We start from the raw sequence: 15,711 nt of genomic DNA on the forward strand, positions 1-15,711 counted from the left end.
GCCTCATTCCGCCGGCATTGCGCGCTGCGAAAGGGCGAAGCCCATCTGCTTGCGCTTTTCCGGACGCTTGCGGGTCAAGGCGAGAACCATGCCCATCGAGACGGCGATGGCGATCTGCGAGGAGCCGCCATAGGAGATGAAGGGCAGCGTCATGCCCTTGGCCGGCATCAGCTGCAGGTTCACGCACATGTTGATGGCCGATTGCAGGCCGAAGACGGTGACGAGGCCGCCCACCGCATAGCGGGTGAAATCGTCCTGCTCCTTGAGCGCGATGCTCAGGCCGCGCAGCACGATGAAGGCGAAGATCGACATGATGAAGAAGCACATTATGAGGCCGAACTCCTCGCCGGCGACCGAGAAGACGAAGTCGGCGTGGCTGTCGGGGATGACCCGCTTCACCGTGCCCTCGCCCGGGCCGACGCCGAACCAGCCGCCATTGATCAGCGCCTCGCGGCCCATATCGACCTGGAAGGTGTCGCCTTCGCCGGTCATGAACTTGTCGATGCGCGCGGCGACGTGCGGAAACACCGTATAGGCCGCGAACACGCCGCCGACCCCGGCAGCCCCCAGCGCGACGATCCAGAACCAGGGCAGGCCGGCCATGAAGAACATCACGCCCCACGTGCCCAGCACCAGCATGGTCTGGCCGAGATCGGGCTGAGCCACCAGAAGCGAGATGACCAGCGCCAGCAAAAGCATGGCGAACAGATTGCCGGGAATGTCGGGCTGGCGCCTGTGCTCCGCAAACAGCCAGGCGCAGATGACGACGAAGGCCGGTTTCAGGAACTCGGACGGCTGGATGGAAAGACCGGCGAACGATACCCAGCGACGCGCCCCCTTCACCTCGACGCCGATGTAGAGCACCGCCACCATCAGCACCAGCATGATGCAGATCATCACCAGCGACATGCGCCTTATCTGCCGCGCCTCCAGGAAAGAGACTGCCAGCATCACGATAAGCGCCGGGATCGTGAAGATGATCTGGCGTGTGGCGAAGTGGAAGCTGTCGAGGCCGATGCGCTCGGCCACCGCCGGGCTTGCGGCGAAAGACAGCACGATGCCCAGTCCCATCAGCGACAGGAATGCCGCCAGGAACCAGCGATCGATCGTCCACCACCAGGTGGCGACAGGACTTTTGTCGAGACGGCTTTGCATCAACGTGGCCCTCCGATGGATTTCACCCCATCAATAGCAGTCGCAGCTTGCCTGAAGGCTTCGCCGCGAACTTCGAAATTCTTGAACTGGTCGAAACTGGCGCAAGCCGGCGAAAGCAGCACCACGGCCTCGCCGCCGGTGTCCTTTGCCGCGTCGTTGGCGGCATGCTCGACCGCCGCCGCCAGCGTTCCGGATATTTCGTAGGGTACCGCCTCGCCGAGCGTCGCCGAGAAGGCTGGCGCCGCCTCGCCGATCAGATAGGCCTTGGCGATGCGCGGGAAGAAGCCGCGCAGCGGCTCGATGCCGCCTTCCTTGGGCAGGCCGCCGGCGATCCAGTAGACGCGGTTGAAGCTCGACAGCGCGGGTGCGGCCGCATCGGCATTGGTCGCCTTGGAATCGTTGACGAACAGCACATGGTCCTTGCGGCCGACCTGCTCCATGCGATGCGCCAGTCCAGGGAAGCTTTCGAGCCCGGCCTGGATCTCGCCGAGATCGAGCCCGATCCTCAGGCACGCGGCGACGGCGGCCAGCGCGTTCTGCGCGTTGTGCTGGCCGCGCAGCGACCCGATGCCTTCGAGGAAGGCGACGCGGCTGTAGCGGCCGTGCACGGCTTCCATCAGATTGGTGCCGTCGGCGAAATAGCCGTCCGTCAAAGGCAGGCGCTTGGAAATGCGGATGACCTGCCGGCCGGCGCGCTCCAGCCGGTCGGCGATCTGGGCGCACCAGGAATCGTCGACGCCGACGATCGCGGTGTCGCTGCCGGCGACCAGCCTTTCCTTGATCGAGGCGTAGTGCGCCATCGTGCCGTGCCGGTCGAGATGGTCTGGCGTCAGGTTGAGCAGGATGCCGGCCGTCGGGTTGATCGAGGGCGCGAGGTCGATCTGGTAGGACGAGCACTCTACGACATAGTGCCGCGTCGGCTCGGGCGGATCGAGCGTCATGACGGCACGGCCGATATTGCCGCCCATCTGCGTGTCGCGGCCTGCCGACTTTAGGATATGCGCCGTCAGCGCCGTCGTCGTCGACTTGCCGTTGGTGCCGGTAATCGCGATGAAGGGTGCTGCCGGCGCGTGGCTGTTGCGTTCGCGGCAGAACAGCTCGATATCGCCGATCACCTCGACACCGGCGCCGCGCGCCAGCTCCACCGTCCAATGCGGCTTCGGATGCGTCAGCGGCACCCCCGGCGACAGCACGAAGGCGGCGAAATGCGGCCAGTCGGCCGCGCGCAGATCTCCGGTCGTAATCCCCGCGGCCGCTGCCTTGGCGACGCTGTCCGGATTGTCGTCCCAGGCCAGCACCTCGGCGCCGCCGGCGATCAGCGCATGCGCCGTGGCGATCCCCGAGCCGCCAAGCCCGAAGAGCGAAATGCGTTTGCCTGAAAAGGAAGCGGCGGGGATCAAGCAGCGAGTCCTATCTGAGCTTGAGGGTGGACAGGCCGACCAGCGCCAGGATGACGGCAATGATCCAGAAGCGTATCACCACCTGGCTTTCGGTCCAGCCGAGCTTTTCAAAATGGTGATGGATCGGCGCCATCAGGAAGACGCGCTTGCCGGTCATCTTGAAATAGCCGACCTGGATGATGACCGACAGGATCTCGACCACGAACAGGCCGCCGACGATCACCAGCACGATCTCGTGCTTGGTAGCGACCGCGATGGTGCCGATCAGCCCGCCCATCGCCAGCGAGCCGGTGTCGCCCATGAAGATCGCGGCCGGCGGCGCGTTGAACCAAAGGAAGCCGAGGCCCGCGCCGATCACCGCGCCGAGCACGACGGCGAGCTCACCGGTGCCGGGAACGAAATGGATCTGCAGATATTCGGCGAACACCGCGTTGCCCGAAAGATAGGCGATGATGCCGAAGGACGCCGCCGCGATCATGATCGGCACGATCGCCAGGCCGTCGAGGCCGTCGGTCAGGTTCACCGCATTGCCGGCGCCGACGATCACGAAGCAGGAGAACGGCACGAAGAACCAGCCGAGGTTGATCAGGAATTCCTTGGCGAAGGGAAAGGTCAGCGACGACGAGAACGGCGCCTGGCCGTTATGCATAATCACCCAGGCCGCGATGGCGGCGATGACGAACTCGATCGCCAGGCGGGCCTTACCGGAGAAGCCCAGATGCGACTGCTTGGTGACCTTGAGATAGTCGTCGTAGAAGCCGATCGAGCCGAAGCCGACGGTGACCAGCAACACGACCCAGACATAGATACTGGACAGGTTTGCCCATAAGAGCGACGAACCGATGATGCCGGACAGGATCATCAGCCCGCCCATGGTCGGCGTTCCCGCTTTCTTGAAATGCGTCTGCGGGCCGTCGGCGCGGATCGGCTGGCCCTTGCCTTGCCGCAGACGCAGCGAATTGATGATCGTCGGCCCGAAGATGAAGACGATCAGCGCCGAGGTGATCAGCGCGCCACCGGTGCGAAAAGTGATGTAGCGGAAGACGTTAAAGAACGAGATCTTGTCCGCGAAATCGACGAGCAGTGTGAACATGGTCCTTCCGTCCCCCGGAACCCGACCTAGGCCGGCTTAATGTTTGTGGCTTCCGCCGGAAATTTGCCGAGCAATGCCTCGACCAGCTTTGAAAACCCGATGCCTTTCGACGATTTGACCATCACCACGTCGCCGGGCCTGAGCGCGGAGATCACGATCGGCTTCAGCTCTTCGGCTCCCGCCCGATATTCCGTCTGGATATCGGCCGGCAAAACCTCGGCCAGCGCCCGCATTTCCGGCCCGCCGAGAAAGACGTTGCGCGTGCCCGTGCCGACGATCAGTTCGGCGAGCGCCGCGTGGAGCTTGGCCGAATGGCTGCCGAGCTCCAGCATGTCGCCGAGCACCGCGATGCGCCGGCCCTCGCCGGAGACAGGCGTGGCGTTGAGCAGCGCCATCGCCGCCGCCATCGACGCCGGATTGGCGTTGTAGCTCTCGTCGATCAGCGTGATCGGCCCGTTTGGATGATGCAGGACGTGGCGCCGGCCGCGCCCGCGCTCGGCCGAAAGGTCTGCAAGCGCGGCCGCGGCCTTATCGACATCGGCGCCGACCAGTTGCGCGGCGCCAAGCACGGCCAGAACATTCTGCACGACGTGGCGGCCGGGCGCCCCGACACGAGCCGGAACGTCCTTCTTGCCGATCTTGACGGCGATGTCGGAATGGTCGGCATGAAGCTCGCATCCGACAAGGCGGAAGGCCGAGCGGATATTTTCGCCGAAGCCGAAGACATGCTCGACGCCTGCCTCTTTCGCCATTTTCCCGAGCAGCTTCCAGCGTGGATCGTCGCGGTTGAGCAGCGCGGCGCCACCAGGCTCGACCCCCTCGAAAATCTCGGCCTTGGCCATGGCGATCTCGTCGAGGTTCTTGAAGAAGCCGAGATGGGCGGCGGCAATGATCGTCACGATGGCGACATGCGGCCTAACCATCTTGACCAGCGGCCTGATCTCGCCCGGATGGTTCATGCCGATCTCGAAGACCGCGTAGTCGCAGTCCTGCGGCATGCGCGCCAGCGTCAGCGGCACACCCCAATGGTTGTTGAACGACTGCGCCGAGGCGTGCACCTTGCCGACCGCCGACAGCACATGGCGCAGCGCTTCCTTGGTGGTCGTCTTGCCGGCCGAGCCCGTGACCGCGATGATCCTGGCCTTCGAGCGGGCACGGGCAGCCACGCCGAGCTTCTCGAGGGCCGCTAGCACATCCTGCACGACGACCATCGGCGCTGTCAGCCGGCCGAGCGAGGGCAGCTTGCCCTCGGCGACGACCAGCACGGCCGCTCCGGCCTTGACCGCCGCTGTCGCGAAATCATGGCCGTCCATCGCCTCGCCCTTGATGGCGAAGAAGGCGTCTCCGGGCTCCAGGCTGCGGCTGTCGATCGAGATGCCGGTGATGCCCTCCGGCAGCGAGCCGATCGGCCTGCCGCCCATGGCTTCAACGAGCGCTTCCGACGTCCACAGCAGGTTCATGCGGCGCGCTCCTTGAGCGCCTCACGCACTTCCTCATGGTCGGAGAAGTGAAAGGTTTCGGTGCCGACGGTCTGGCCTTCCTCATGTCCCTTGCCGGCGACGATGAGCGTGTCGCCGGCGCGAAGCATCGCCACCGCCTCGTGGATCGCCTTGCGGCGGTCGCCGATCTCGATGGCGCCGGGCGCGGCAGCAAGGATCGCGGCGCGGATGGTCTCGGGCACTTCCGTACGCGGGTTGTCGTCGGTGACGATGACGACATCGGCGAGCCGGGTCGCGATCTCGCCCATGATCGGCCTTTTTCCCCGGTCGCGGTCGCCGCCGCAGCCGAACACCACGACGACGCGCCCCGTGGTGAAAGGCCGGACCGAGGTCAGCACATTCTCCAGCGCATCGGGCTTGTGGGCGTAGTCGACATAAACGGGAGCGCCGGCCGCGGTGGCACCGACGAGGTCGAGCCGGCCCGGCGCACCCTTCAATTTCTCCAATGCCGCCAAGGCCTTGCCCGCGGGTGTTCCAGTCGCGATAACAAGCCCGGCCGAGACCAGCGCGTTGGCGATCTGGAAATCGCCGGCCAAAGGCAGGTCGACCTCGTGCAGCACGCCGTCGGCCACGATTTCGGCGCGCTGGCGATGCCGCTCATGCTCGACCCGCTTCAGCGTCAGGAAATCGCCATGGCGGCCGACGGTCAGCACTTCCAGCCCCGCCGCTTTCGCGGCTTCGATGGTCGGCTCCGACCACGGATCGTCGGCAAAGACGATGGCGGGCGCGCCCTTCGGCAGCAGCGTGTCGAACAGGCGCAGCTTGGCGCGGTGATAATCCTCCACTGTCGGATGGTAATCCATGTGGTCGCGGCCGAGATTGGTGAAAGCGCCGGCCGCGAGCTTCACGCCGTCGAGGCGGCGCTGGTCGAGACCGTGGCTTGAGGCTTCCATCGAGGCGTGGGTGACGCCCGCATCCGCCAGTTCCTTGAGCAATCGGTGCAGCGCCACCGGGTCGGGCGTCGTCAGCGAGCCATATTCGTTGCGGCCGGGCGCTACGACGCCGGTCGTGCCGATCGAGGCGGCGGCAAAACCCGCCTGCTCCCAGATCTGGCGGGTGAAGGCGGCGACGGATGTCTTGCCGGCGGTGCCGGTGACGGCGACCATGGTCTGCGGCTGGCGTCCGAAGAAGCGCGCCGCGCTGAGCGCCAGCGCCAGGCGCGGATCATCGACGGCAAGGACCGGGATCGACAGGCTGGAGACGCTCGCGCCCTTGCCGGTGACGATCGCCGCTGCGCCGCAGGCCGCGGCGTCGGCCGCATAGGCCGAGCCGTTGGCCTTACTGCCGGCAAGCGCGAAGAAGACGACGCCGGACTTGACCGCGCGGGAATCGGAGGAAAGTCCGGTCACCTCCAGATCGGGGAAAGCTGTTCCCTCGACAGGCAGGATACCGGCTAGATCTTTTAGATGCATTGAGTCCCGTTCACCGCAACAAAATAGCGCGCAGTTGCCGGCGCGCCCCAAGAATCACTGATAGGAAACCAGCGTTGCACCATTTTCATGGCTGAAATCTGGCTTCACGCCAAGCATGGCCGCAGAACGCCTGATGATATTGCCAGCCATAACTCCCGCATTGTTGGCAGCGACGTCGGTCATCCCGGGCTTTTCCGGATGAGGAGCGTCGGCGATCGTGAACACCAGAAATTGCGGATCGTCCATCGGGAAGGCGGCGACGAAGGTGTTGAAGTTCAACTCCTTGGAGTAGCGGCCGTTGATGACCTTCTCGGCCGTTCCTGTCTTTCCACCGACCCGGTAGCCGGGGGCCCTGGCGTTTCTGGCCGAGCCCTTCTCGGCGTTGAGCGTATAGAGGTAGCGCATGCCTTCGACCGTCTTGTCGCTGACCACTCTCTTGGCCACCGCCATGGCCTCCTCCTCGCTGCGGACCAGGAATGTCGGCTCGATCAGATAGCCCTGCATCAGCGCCGCGCAGCCGACGGCGGCCTGCAGAGGCGTCGTCGACACGCCGTGGCCGAAGGCGATGGTGAACGAGTTGACCTGTTTCCAGACCTTGGGTTCGGTCGGGCGGGCGACTTCCGGCAGTTCGGTCTGCATCCGGTCCAGAATCCCAAGGCGGTGCAGGAATTCGCGATGCCCCTCGATGCCGACCAGCTCGGCCTCCCTGGCCGACCCGATGTTGGACGAAAAGAGAAACACTTCCGGCAGCGACAGCACGCGGTTCTTGCCGTGGAAATCGTGGATGGCCTGATGGCCGACCCGGATCGGATGCGACGCGTCGAAGCGGCTGTTCATTGTCGCCTTGCCGGAATCCAGCGCCATGGCCGAGGTGAAGCTCTTGAAGGTCGAGCCCATCTCGTAGAGACCCGCCGACATGCGGTTCAGCCGGTCTTTCTCTTGGGCGTTGTAAGGATTGTTCGGGTCGAAATCCGGCACCGAGGCCATGGCGATCACTTCGCCGGTCTTGATGTTCAGCACGACGGCGCCGGCGCCGATAGCGCGATAGCGCTCCAGGCCGGCGGCGATCTCGTCGCGCACCACATGCTGGACGCGCAGATCGATCGAAAGCTTGACCGGCTTGAGATCCTTGGCCACGGCGAGCCCCGACGCCTGCAGGTCGCTCAGCCCCTGCTCGTCGATATACTTCTCCATGCCGGAGATGCCCTGGTTGTCGATGTTGGTGAGGCCGACGATATAGGACGAGGTCTCGCCGCTCGGATAGAAGCGGCGCTTTTCGGTGCGGAAGCCGAGGCCGGGAACGCCCAGCGCCAGGATGTCGGCCTGCTGCTTCGGCGTCAGCTGGCGCTGCAACCAGACGAAGCCGGCGCCGCTCTTGAGCTTGCGATAGGTCTGCTCGTAGTCGATCTCCGGCAGCACGGTCGACAATCTCTCGATCGCTTCGTCGGCGTCTACAATGCGGCGCGGCTCGGCAAACAGCGACGCCGTCTTGATGTCGGTCGCCAGCACCTCGCCATTGCGGTCGACGATATCCGGACGCGATGCAGTGACGCGGTTCTCCGGGCCGCCCGAAAGATCGGGATTCTGCAGCCCGAGATAGACGAGCCGGCCGGCAATGGTTGAATAGATGGTGAAGAACACCGCCATGGTCATGACGATGCGCGTCTTGGCCTTGCCGCCAGTCGCCTTGCGGGCGGCGTCGACGACGATCGAGCCGTCCTCAGCCTGCTTCTTCCGGCGCGTCAGCAGCCCGCCGATCCTTGGAAGGCCGATCATTGAACGGTGCTCCCGGTGACCACCGGATCCTTGCCGTCCGAGGGCCCCTTGCCCGAATTGTCGGCCATGCCGCCAAGCTGCTGCGAGGAGAGGTCTTCGATGGTCACGGGTTTCACGGGAATGTCGTCGAGCCCGCCGATCTGGTGCGCGTTGACCGGTTCGAGCCCGAGCTGGCTCTTATAGACGTCGGCAAGCTTCTGCAGTCGCGACGGCTGAGTGAGCAGGCTCCAATCCGCCTTGAGGAGATCGATGGTCTCTTCCTCGTAGTGGATCTGCGCCTGGATCTTCTGCACCGCCGCCTGTTGCTCTTCGGCTTCGCGCTTCGTTTTGTAGGTCAGCGCCGCGGCCGAGACCATGACGGCGATCAGGACTATGTCGCTGGTACGAAACACGTGCTCACCTCTCCCCCGGCCGCTCGACGGCGGGAAGCTTTGGAAGGCCGAAAATCGAAAAATCGCCGGCGCGCGCCGGCGCCTCGGTGCGGATCGCGGCGCGCAGCCTGGCCGAGCGCGCCCGCGGGTTGGCGTCCAGCTCGGCCTCTCCCGCCGTCACGCCGCCCCCGGCTTTGCGGAAGGTGGCAATGCGCACGGGCGCGTCAGGCATGTGCCGCGAGCCGCTGGCCGCCTCGGAGCGGTCGGCGATGAAGCGCTTGACGATGCGGTCTTCCAGCGAATGGAACGTCACCACGGCTAGCCGTCCGCCGGGTTTCAGCGCCCGCTCGGCAGCCAGCAGCGCCCTTGCGAGCTCGCCAAGCTCGTCATTGACGAATATGCGCAGCGCCTGGAAGACACGCGTGGCCGGATGGATCTTGTCCTTCGGCCCGCGTCCGATATGGGTTTCGATGGCGTCGGCGAGATCGAGCGTGCGTTCAAAGGGCTTCTTCTCGCGACGGCTCTCGATCATGCGCGCGATGCGGCCGGCATGGCGCTCCTCGCCGAGAAAGCCGAAGATGCGGGCAAGGTCGCCCGCCTTGAAGGTGTTGACGACGTCGGCGGCGGAGAGACCCGCCTGCGCCATGCGCATGTCGAGCGGCCCGTCGGCGCGAAAGGAAAAGCCCCGCTCCGCCTGGTCGAGCTGCATCGAGGAAACACCGATGTCAAGCACCACGCCGTCGGCGCCCTCGACATGCTCGTCCAGCGTCGAGAATGGCGCCTGGACAAGCCTCAGCCTGCCGCCGGACTGTCGTTCGAGCGCCCTGCCCGCCCCGATTGCGTCCGGGTCGCGGTCGATGGCGACGACGGAGGCGCCGCGATCGAGGATGGCGCTGGTGTAGCCGCCGGCGCCGAATGTCCCGTCGACGATCGTCTCGCCGGCCTTCGGCGCAAGCGCGTCGAGCACCTCGGCAAGGAGGACCGGAATGTGACGGGCCGGTCCGCCAACGGCGTGAGGGTCATCGCCGTGGCCAGCCATCATTCCGATCGCTCCCCGGGCTTCGTCCCCTGCCGAAGCTGCAAAAGCCTGGCCCGCGCCTGCGCCCCATAGGCGGCAAGCCGTCCGGGCTCCCAGACTTGAAAGAAATTGCCGCGGCCGACAAAGGCCACGTCGTTCGAGATGCCCGTATGCTCGCGGATGAAATCGGTCATGGTGATGCGGCCGTCCTGGTCGAGCTTCAGAAATGTCCCGTCGCCATGGCAAAAGAACGACATGTCGTTCGCCGTCTGCAGAAAGGGATCCTCCAGCGCGATCCGCTGCTCGTAACGGTCGAGCAGGTCGAGCCCGCCGACATCCATGGCCGGCAGATCCAGGCAGCGTAGCGCGTAGAGTTCCGAATAGCCGCGTTTTTGCACCACGGCGCGAAAATGCGCCGGAACGGACACCCGCCCCTTCGCATCGATCTTGCTCACCGTGTTTGACAGAAACCGGTCCAATAAACGCTACAGCTGCTGTTGCCGCTGCACCCCTCATGTTGTTCTCCGCGCCCCTGCCGCATTTGCGGCAAATCGCTTCATTCACCGGGGCGAAAACCGACAAACGCGCAGCCGCCGCGGCTGCCCGATTGGCGTACGCTTCACCCTGACGCGGAACGAAAGCTTGATCTGAATGGGATATCATGGGGCACTATGGGCGTCAACGGGAACAGGCATCACAAACAAACGCGCCACAACCAGAAAGCGCAGGCTGAAGACACGTCTCGTCTTTATCGTCCATTAAGCCTAACGAAGCGTTTAGAGCCCTCTGGCCCAAAAAGACCCAGCTTGCCGCACACAGCCGGCGCGCATAGCGTCGGTTGAAGTTTTCTGCCCAAAGGATCGAGCCGATGTCCGACACTGCGAAATCACGCGCCGCAACACTTGCCCATTTGCGCAGCGCCGATTTCGCCAAGGGTGATCCCATTCCCTTGCCGCTGACCATGGCCTCGATCTTCCACGCACCGGGCGACGCGACGGGTTTCGATCAATATGGCCGCTTCAGTAATCCGACGTGGCATGCGGTCGAGCATGCGCTCGGCCATCTGGAAGGGGCGCAATGCATTATTTTTCCGTCGGGAATGGCAGCGATTTCCGCGGCTTTCTTCGCGCTCGTCAGATCGGGCGACCGCATCCTCTTGCCGTCGGACGGTTATCACACGACGCGGGCCTTGGCCGAACGTTTTCTGAAACCACTCGACGTCGCTTATGACGTGAGGCCGACGGCAAGCATGCTCGATGGCGGCTTCGCCGGCTACCGGGCGGTTTTCGTTGAAAGTCCGTCGAACCCGCGACTGGACATTTGCGACATCGCCGCCGTCGCCAGGGCAGTCCATGCGCAAGGCGGAACCCTGATCGTCGACAACACGACGATGACGCCCTTCGGCCAGCGCCCGCTCGATCTTGGCGCCGACATCGTGGTCTCGGCCGACACCAAGGCGATCAATGGCCATTCGGACGTTCTCTTTGGCCATGTCGCCAGCCGCGATCCCGACATTGTCGCCAGGGTGAAGGATTGGCGCGAGACGGCCGGCGGCATTCCCGGTCCGTTCGAAGCATGGCTGGTGCATCGCGGCCTCGAAACGCTGGAAGTGCGCTTCGATCGGATGTGTTCGTCGGCTGAAACCATCGCGCGGCGGCTGAAGGGTCATCGCGCCGTCAGCGGCCTGCGCTTTCCCGGGCTCGAGGGCGATGCCTCGCACAATCTGGCGCGCGCTCAGATGGAGCGCTTCGGCTTCCTGATTTCGTTCGAGCTGGCTTCCGAAGAACAGGCAGAGGCATTCATCGACGGTTGCGCGCTGATCGAATCGGCAACCTCCTTCGGCGGCGTGCACACATCGGCCGAGCGGCGTTCGAAACGCGGCGACGCCGTTCCGCCGGGCTTCGTTCGTCTCGCGATCGGTTGCGAACCTGTCGAGGAACTCTGGAAGGCAATCGAGGCGTCGCTGGACAAGCTCGGCGCCTAGTCCCGCTATATCAGGTCGTCAGCCTCGATTTTGCGTCGGCCATGCAGGACGCGAAGAATTTCGATCGCGTCGTTGCCAATCCGATAAAACGTAAGATACTCCCCGACAACGAGGTGGCGGATGCCCGGCAAGATATCATCGCGCGGCGCGCCTGATTGGGGATGAAGGGTCAGCAAATCCCATCGCCTCTGAAGAGCTTCCACAAAACGGACTGCGGCGTTTGGGTTGCGGGCAGCGATGTAGTCGCCGATAGTTTCGAGGTCCACCAATGCCTGTGGAAGCAGGCAGTACTTCACTCGTCAGCGCCTTTGGCTTCCGCCATCTTCGCATATTTGGCGCGCAATCGCTCCATTAAGGGGGGGCCGTCCAGCGCAGGCCCGCTGTCGATGCCTTCCTGCACCAGTTCCCGCAATTCCTCGACGGTATAGCCGAGCAGGTCGCGCCGCTCCTTCCATTGCCTGAGTGCATCGCGGATGACTTCACTGGCCGAGGCGTATTCGCCAGCAGCGACGACATTGTCGACCGCAGCCGCCAGTTCCGGCGAAAGCGTGATACTGCGTTTGTCGACCTGGCCCATGATACACTCCTGCTCTTCCCCAAGGTACGATTTAATCGCACCAGCTTCAAGGATACGTTCGACCAGGCCGCGGAGGCTGTCTTGCAGAATGCTTGAATCGGAAGATACGCCTGTCGGCGTAACCTCCTGATCCCGTTCGGCTATCGCTACGAGAAAAATGCCAGCTGGCCTGTAAGCCGGGTTCTGTATGGCCCTCGCCTCGCGGCGAGAACGTGGCGGCCATTCATCTTGGGCGCATGTTGCCATGCGCCTCACGCAACCTACCCGGACGGTGGGCCGGAAACAGCCCTCGAAGGTTTCCCTTCGCACCGCCCCTATTCGGTTTTGCTCCCGGTGGGGTTTGCCCTGCCGCTTCTGTTGCCAGTCGCGCGGTGGGCTCTTACCCCACCCTTTCACCCTTGCCGTGGCCAAAGCCGCGGCGGTTTGCTTTCTGTGGCACTTTCCCTGGGGTCGCCCCCGCCGGCCGTTAGCCGGCACCGTGTCTCCATGGAGCCCGGACTTTCCTCACCCGCAACCTTTCGGCACGCGCGGGCGCGGCCGCCCGGCCAGCTGACAAGGGCGTATAAAGGGATTCCCGCCTGAAAACGCAAACGAAAAAGCTGTTGCCGTCGCTCAAATGCGCAGCGGTTTGGGACAACGACGCGCTTGAAAACAGACACGCGTCGCCCAAATCCACTTCGGCGGACGAGCTTAGGCCGGCGAACCCAGCGCTGCCATCTGCACCTTCACCTTGCTGCAATAGGCGGCCGAAATCGGATTCATCCGCGTCGCGCCGTGACCGGCATTGTATTTCAGGATCGTGCCGCAGGTGGTGCCACCGCCGAGACCCTGCGCCATGGCGAGGTACTTCATGCCGTATTTGATATTGGTGTCGGGATCGAACAGCCCCTTGGCCGAACCGGTGTAACCCATCATGCGCGCCGTGGCCGGCTTGATCTGCATCAGGCCGATCTCCCCGGCGCTGCCGACCAGATTCGGCCGGTAGTTGCTTTCGATCTTGATGACGGCGCTGGCCAGGGACACCGGCACGCCGTAGCTCGCGGCATAGCGGGCAATGATCGACGAATACTGGCCGCCGCCGAGCGCGGCAGGTGTCGCCAGAGCGATCTTGCCCGTGGGGATCGAGGCTGTCGTGGTGAGATCGATCGCCTTTCTGCCGCGCTTGGCGCGCTTGGCCGTCGATTTCGCCGCCCTGGTCGCGGCGGCCTTCTGCAGCTTAGCCGGAGCTCTCTTGATCTTTGGCGCTTTGCTCGCTGGGGGAGCCTTGGTCGTCGGGGCGACGGCAAGGCCATTGTCTGCCCTAAGGCTTAAGGGGGCGCTGTTTGCCGGGCTGAAGGCAATGCTTATTACTCCGGCAGCAACGGCTGCCGCTACAACGGTCAATTTCTGCATGTAATCCTGTTCTGTTAGAACCGCGCGAAGAACTTCGCGCAGTGGTGTCAATTCAACATCGGAGCATCAGGGAGGCTAGACGTCCAACAACTTGCGGGAGAGGCATTTGGCGGTGGAATTGGCGGCAATGAAGGCGGCGCAATTCACTTTAAATAACAGGTTGTAATTTAATACCTTATCGCGACTATTTGGCAGAGGCTGCCGCGACGGAAGTCAGGAGCCTCTGCAGCGTGCGGATCGTCGAATTGTCGGCCACGCCATCCACCAGCCGCCGCCGGAAATGCCGCTGGAACGCCGCCACCGCGACTTCCGTCTGCCGGTCGTAAATACCCGATATCTCAATACCATAGCCATAGAGCGCCAGCATCGACTGCAGCGCCTCGACACCGGAACCGGTGTCGCCGGCCTTCAACGCGGCGCCCGGTTTTATCGGCGCCGCCGGTACGAGGTGGCCGATACCGGCCGCGAACAGCGCCTTCCACGGAAATTTTTCGCCCGGGTCGACCTTGCGGCCCGGCGCCACGTCGGAATGGGCAAGCACCCTTGTCGCTGGGATGGAATAACGGCCCACGATGCCCGCGCACAAACCGATCACGGCATCGATCTGCCGCCTCGGGAAGGCTTTGTAGCCGAGTGAATGCCCGGGATTGACGATCTCGATACCGACCGAACAGGAATTGATGTCGGTGCGCCCGAGCCAGGAGCTCTTGCCGGCATGCCAGGCGCGATCGCTCTCGCGCACCATCTGGATAATGCGGCCATCCTCGTGGACAAGATAATGCGAGGACACTTCACTTGCTGGATCGCACAGCCACGCCTCGGCGCCGGCGCCGGTTGCCATGCCGGTATAATGCAGCACGATCATGTCGGGCCGGAGCGTCTCGCGGCGCGGACCGAAATTCGGCGACACCCGGACCTCGGCACCTGGCTGGTCGGGCAGGAAACCGCTCATGCGTGCCTGAGGCCCCGCTCGATCATTTCATAAGCGGCATTGATCGCCGCGACCCTGGTCGTGGCGATCTTGATGAATTCCTGCGGCAAGCCGCGTGCGATCAACCTGTCGGGATGATTGTCCGAGATCAACTTGCGGTAGCGTTTTCTGATTTCCTCGAACGGCTTGCCGCGCTCGATGCCCAATACGACGTAAGGATCGGCGGCGCCGAGATTGACGTGCCTGGACAGGATCGTCTCGTAATGCGCCTCATCGATCCGGAAAATCTCCGCGATCCGATGCAGGAACTGCCCTTCCCGCTCATGGATCAGGCCGTCAGCCTTGGCGATATGGAATAGGCCGTCGAGTATGTCTTCGAGCATCATGCAGTTGGCATGGCCGGAACCGCAGAGTTGCGCCATGCGCCGCGCGTAGGTCTCGAACCCGGCGACGTCCTGCTTGGCGATGTCGTAAAGCCGCGCCACGTTGCGCGTCTCGCTCGGCGGCACCTCGAAGATGTCCTGGAAGGCGCGCACCTCGTCCTGGGTGACGATGCCGTCGGCCTTGGCCATCTTGGCCGAGAGCGCGATCATCGCCACCGAGAACGCAACGCGCCGGCGCAAGTCCGGATCGCCGGAAAACACGGTGCGCACAGCTTCAACGACATCCGCGACGCCCGAGGACGCCGATGACGAAACACGAGCGATGAAGTCGCCAAGGCGGTCCCAAATCGACATGTCGGCTTCATAGAGCGAACCGGGCGGTTCTATCAAGCCGGGACGATGCCGCAGTTGACTGGCGATGCGCGGGATCGATAGCGCAAAAAAAGAAGGCCGGCAGTGCCGGCCTTCTTCGGTATTGTGGGACGGCCCTTACTGCGCAGGCGCGGTAGGAGCCGGTTTTGTTGCCGGAGCCGGTTCAGCAGGCTTCGAAGCGTCGGGCGAAGCCGGTTTCATCGGCTGTTCGTTGGCCGGCGGATTGGTGCTCTGGGTGGTGGTATTGTCAGTGCCGGTGCCACTGTCGCTACAAGCCGCGACCCCCAGCAGGGCGAGCGCCGAGACCGACGCCAGAATGAGCTTCTTCATGCTATCTCTCCTTCGACA

The 15,711-nt window shown here is 64.0% G+C and carries 16 protein-coding genes and 1 other RNA gene; 1 reads left to right on the forward strand and 16 read right to left on the reverse strand.

The features are described 5' to 3' along the window. Positions 1–3: 3 nt before the first annotated feature. From ftsW to mraZ, 9 genes are read right to left on the reverse strand one after another with little or no spacing between them, the layout of a single operon-like run. The gene (gene ftsW, locus LB525_RS12355) at positions 4–1,155 is read right to left on the reverse strand and encodes a putative lipid II flippase FtsW (RefSeq protein WP_224544826.1); all 1,152 of its coding nucleotides are present in this window, start codon (positions 1,153–1,155) and stop codon (positions 4–6) included. Further along, positions 1,155–2,555: a UDP-N-acetylmuramoyl-L-alanine--D-glutamate ligase gene (murD, locus tag LB525_RS12360; protein ID WP_224544827.1), complete on the reverse strand. Its 1,401-nt coding sequence runs from the start codon at positions 2,553–2,555 to the stop codon at positions 1,155–1,157. Before murD ends, ftsW begins: the two co-directional genes overlap by 1 nt. Positions 2,556–2,565: 10 nt before the next feature. After that, a complete protein-coding gene (gene mraY, locus LB525_RS12365) occupies positions 2,566–3,648 on the reverse strand; it encodes a phospho-N-acetylmuramoyl-pentapeptide-transferase (protein ID WP_224544828.1) in 1,083 nt (360 codons plus the stop codon). A gap of 26 nt (positions 3,649–3,674) precedes the next feature. Next, positions 3,675–5,108, reverse strand: a complete 1,434-nt coding sequence (locus LB525_RS12370) for a UDP-N-acetylmuramoylalanyl-D-glutamyl-2,6-diaminopimelate--D-alanyl-D-alanine ligase (RefSeq protein ID WP_224544829.1) — start codon at positions 5,106–5,108, stop codon at positions 3,675–3,677. Further along, a complete protein-coding gene (locus tag LB525_RS12375) occupies positions 5,105–6,559 on the reverse strand; it encodes a UDP-N-acetylmuramoyl-L-alanyl-D-glutamate--2,6-diaminopimelate ligase (RefSeq protein ID WP_224544830.1) in 1,455 nt (484 codons plus the stop codon). The genes LB525_RS12370 and LB525_RS12375 overlap by 4 nt, the downstream gene beginning before the upstream one ends. A 54-nt stretch (positions 6,560–6,613) precedes the next feature. After that, positions 6,614–8,335, reverse strand: a complete 1,722-nt coding sequence (locus LB525_RS12380) for a peptidoglycan D,D-transpeptidase FtsI family protein (protein ID WP_224544831.1) — start codon at positions 8,333–8,335, stop codon at positions 6,614–6,616. Further along, positions 8,332–8,727 (reverse strand): hypothetical protein, encoded by a 396-nt coding sequence (locus LB525_RS12385; protein WP_224544832.1) that lies wholly within the window; start codon positions 8,725–8,727, stop codon positions 8,332–8,334. Before LB525_RS12385 ends, LB525_RS12380 begins: the two co-directional genes overlap by 4 nt. 4 nt (positions 8,728–8,731) lie before the next feature. Next, positions 8,732–9,748, reverse strand: coding sequence for a 16S rRNA (cytosine(1402)-N(4))-methyltransferase RsmH (gene rsmH, locus LB525_RS12390; protein ID WP_224544833.1), 1,017 nt, complete (start codon positions 9,746–9,748; stop codon positions 8,732–8,734). Then, on the reverse strand, positions 9,745–10,203 hold the full coding sequence (mraZ, locus tag LB525_RS12395) for a division/cell wall cluster transcriptional repressor MraZ (protein ID WP_224544834.1): 459 nt from the start codon (positions 10,201–10,203) through the stop codon (positions 9,745–9,747). Before mraZ ends, rsmH begins: the two co-directional genes overlap by 4 nt. A 389-nt stretch (positions 10,204–10,592) precedes the next feature. Between mraZ and LB525_RS12400 the strand changes: the two genes are divergently transcribed. Then, positions 10,593–11,708, forward strand: coding sequence for a cystathionine gamma-lyase (locus LB525_RS12400; protein ID WP_224544835.1), 1,116 nt, complete (start codon positions 10,593–10,595; stop codon positions 11,706–11,708). A gap of 5 nt (positions 11,709–11,713) precedes the next feature. Here the strand turns inward: LB525_RS12400 and LB525_RS12405 are convergent, their stop codons facing one another. The 7 genes from LB525_RS12405 to LB525_RS12435 all read right to left on the reverse strand — a co-directional run bounded on the left by LB525_RS12405 (position 11,714) and on the right by LB525_RS12435 (position 15,693). Beyond that, positions 11,714–12,004 carry a type II toxin-antitoxin system RelE/ParE family toxin gene (locus tag LB525_RS12405; RefSeq protein WP_140839689.1) on the reverse strand — a complete coding sequence of 97 codons (291 nt, stop codon included), beginning with the start codon at positions 12,002–12,004 and terminating at the stop codon, positions 11,714–11,716. Further along, positions 12,001–12,285, reverse strand: a complete 285-nt coding sequence (locus LB525_RS12410) for a type II toxin-antitoxin system ParD family antitoxin (protein ID WP_140839687.1) — start codon at positions 12,283–12,285, stop codon at positions 12,001–12,003. The genes LB525_RS12405 and LB525_RS12410 overlap by 4 nt, the downstream gene beginning before the upstream one ends. Positions 12,286–12,441: 156 nt before the next feature. Further along, an RNA gene (gene rnpB / locus LB525_RS12415) (RNase P RNA component class A) lies at positions 12,442–12,838 on the reverse strand. Positions 12,839–12,975: 137 nt separating this feature from the next. Further along, positions 12,976–13,677, reverse strand: a complete 702-nt coding sequence (locus tag LB525_RS12420) for a lytic transglycosylase domain-containing protein (protein ID WP_224544836.1) — start codon at positions 13,675–13,677, stop codon at positions 12,976–12,978. Positions 13,678–13,861: 184 nt separating this feature from the next. After that, positions 13,862–14,629, reverse strand: coding sequence for an N-acetylmuramoyl-L-alanine amidase (locus LB525_RS12425; protein WP_224544837.1), 768 nt, complete (start codon positions 14,627–14,629; stop codon positions 13,862–13,864). Then, entirely contained in the window at positions 14,626–15,345 is a 720-nt protein-coding gene (locus tag LB525_RS12430) for a J domain-containing protein (protein WP_140839681.1), read from the reverse strand. Before LB525_RS12430 ends, LB525_RS12425 begins: the two co-directional genes overlap by 4 nt. A gap of 135 nt (positions 15,346–15,480) precedes the next feature. Then, the gene (locus LB525_RS12435) at positions 15,481–15,693 is read right to left on the reverse strand and encodes a hypothetical protein (protein WP_095768981.1); all 213 of its coding nucleotides are present in this window, start codon (positions 15,691–15,693) and stop codon (positions 15,481–15,483) included. Positions 15,694–15,711 lie beyond the last annotated feature (18 nt).

Origin of the sequence: Mesorhizobium sp. CA16 (assembly GCF_020165175.1) — a bacterium.
Classification (GTDB): Bacteria; Pseudomonadota; Alphaproteobacteria; order Rhizobiales; family Rhizobiaceae; genus Mesorhizobium.

Excerpts from the sequence above, each read along its gene's own strand:
- LB525_RS12375 (WP_224544830.1), bottom strand. The coding sequence starts at position 6,559 with ATGCATCTAAAAGATCTAGCCGGTATCCTGCCTGTCGAGGGAACAGCT.
- LB525_RS12410 (WP_140839687.1), bottom strand. The coding sequence starts at position 12,285 with ATGGGCCAGGTCGACAAACGCAGTATCACGCTTTCGCCGGAACTGGCG.
- ftsW (WP_224544826.1), bottom strand. The coding sequence starts at position 1,155 with ATGCAAAGCCGTCTCGACAAAAGTCCTGTCGCCACCTGGTGGTGGACG.
- LB525_RS12425 (WP_224544837.1), bottom strand. The coding sequence starts at position 14,629 with ATGAGCGGTTTCCTGCCCGACCAGCCAGGTGCCGAGGTCCGGGTGTCG.
- LB525_RS12400 (WP_224544835.1), top strand. The coding sequence starts at position 10,593 with ATGTCCGACACTGCGAAATCACGCGCCGCAACACTTGCCCATTTGCGC.
- rsmH (WP_224544833.1), bottom strand. The coding sequence starts at position 9,748 with ATGATGGCTGGCCACGGCGATGACCCTCACGCCGTTGGCGGACCGGCC.
- mraY (WP_224544828.1), bottom strand. The coding sequence starts at position 3,648 with ATGTTCACACTGCTCGTCGATTTCGCGGACAAGATCTCGTTCTTTAAC.
- LB525_RS12380 (WP_224544831.1), bottom strand. The coding sequence starts at position 8,335 with ATGATCGGCCTTCCAAGGATCGGCGGGCTGCTGACGCGCCGGAAGAAG.
- LB525_RS12370 (WP_224544829.1), bottom strand. The coding sequence starts at position 5,108 with ATGAACCTGCTGTGGACGTCGGAAGCGCTCGTTGAAGCCATGGGCGGC.
- LB525_RS12435 (WP_095768981.1), bottom strand. The coding sequence starts at position 15,693 with ATGAAGAAGCTCATTCTGGCGTCGGTCTCGGCGCTCGCCCTGCTGGGG.
- LB525_RS12430 (WP_140839681.1), bottom strand. The coding sequence starts at position 15,345 with ATGTCGATTTGGGACCGCCTTGGCGACTTCATCGCTCGTGTTTCGTCA.
- LB525_RS12420 (WP_224544836.1), bottom strand. The coding sequence starts at position 13,677 with ATGCAGAAATTGACCGTTGTAGCGGCAGCCGTTGCTGCCGGAGTAATA.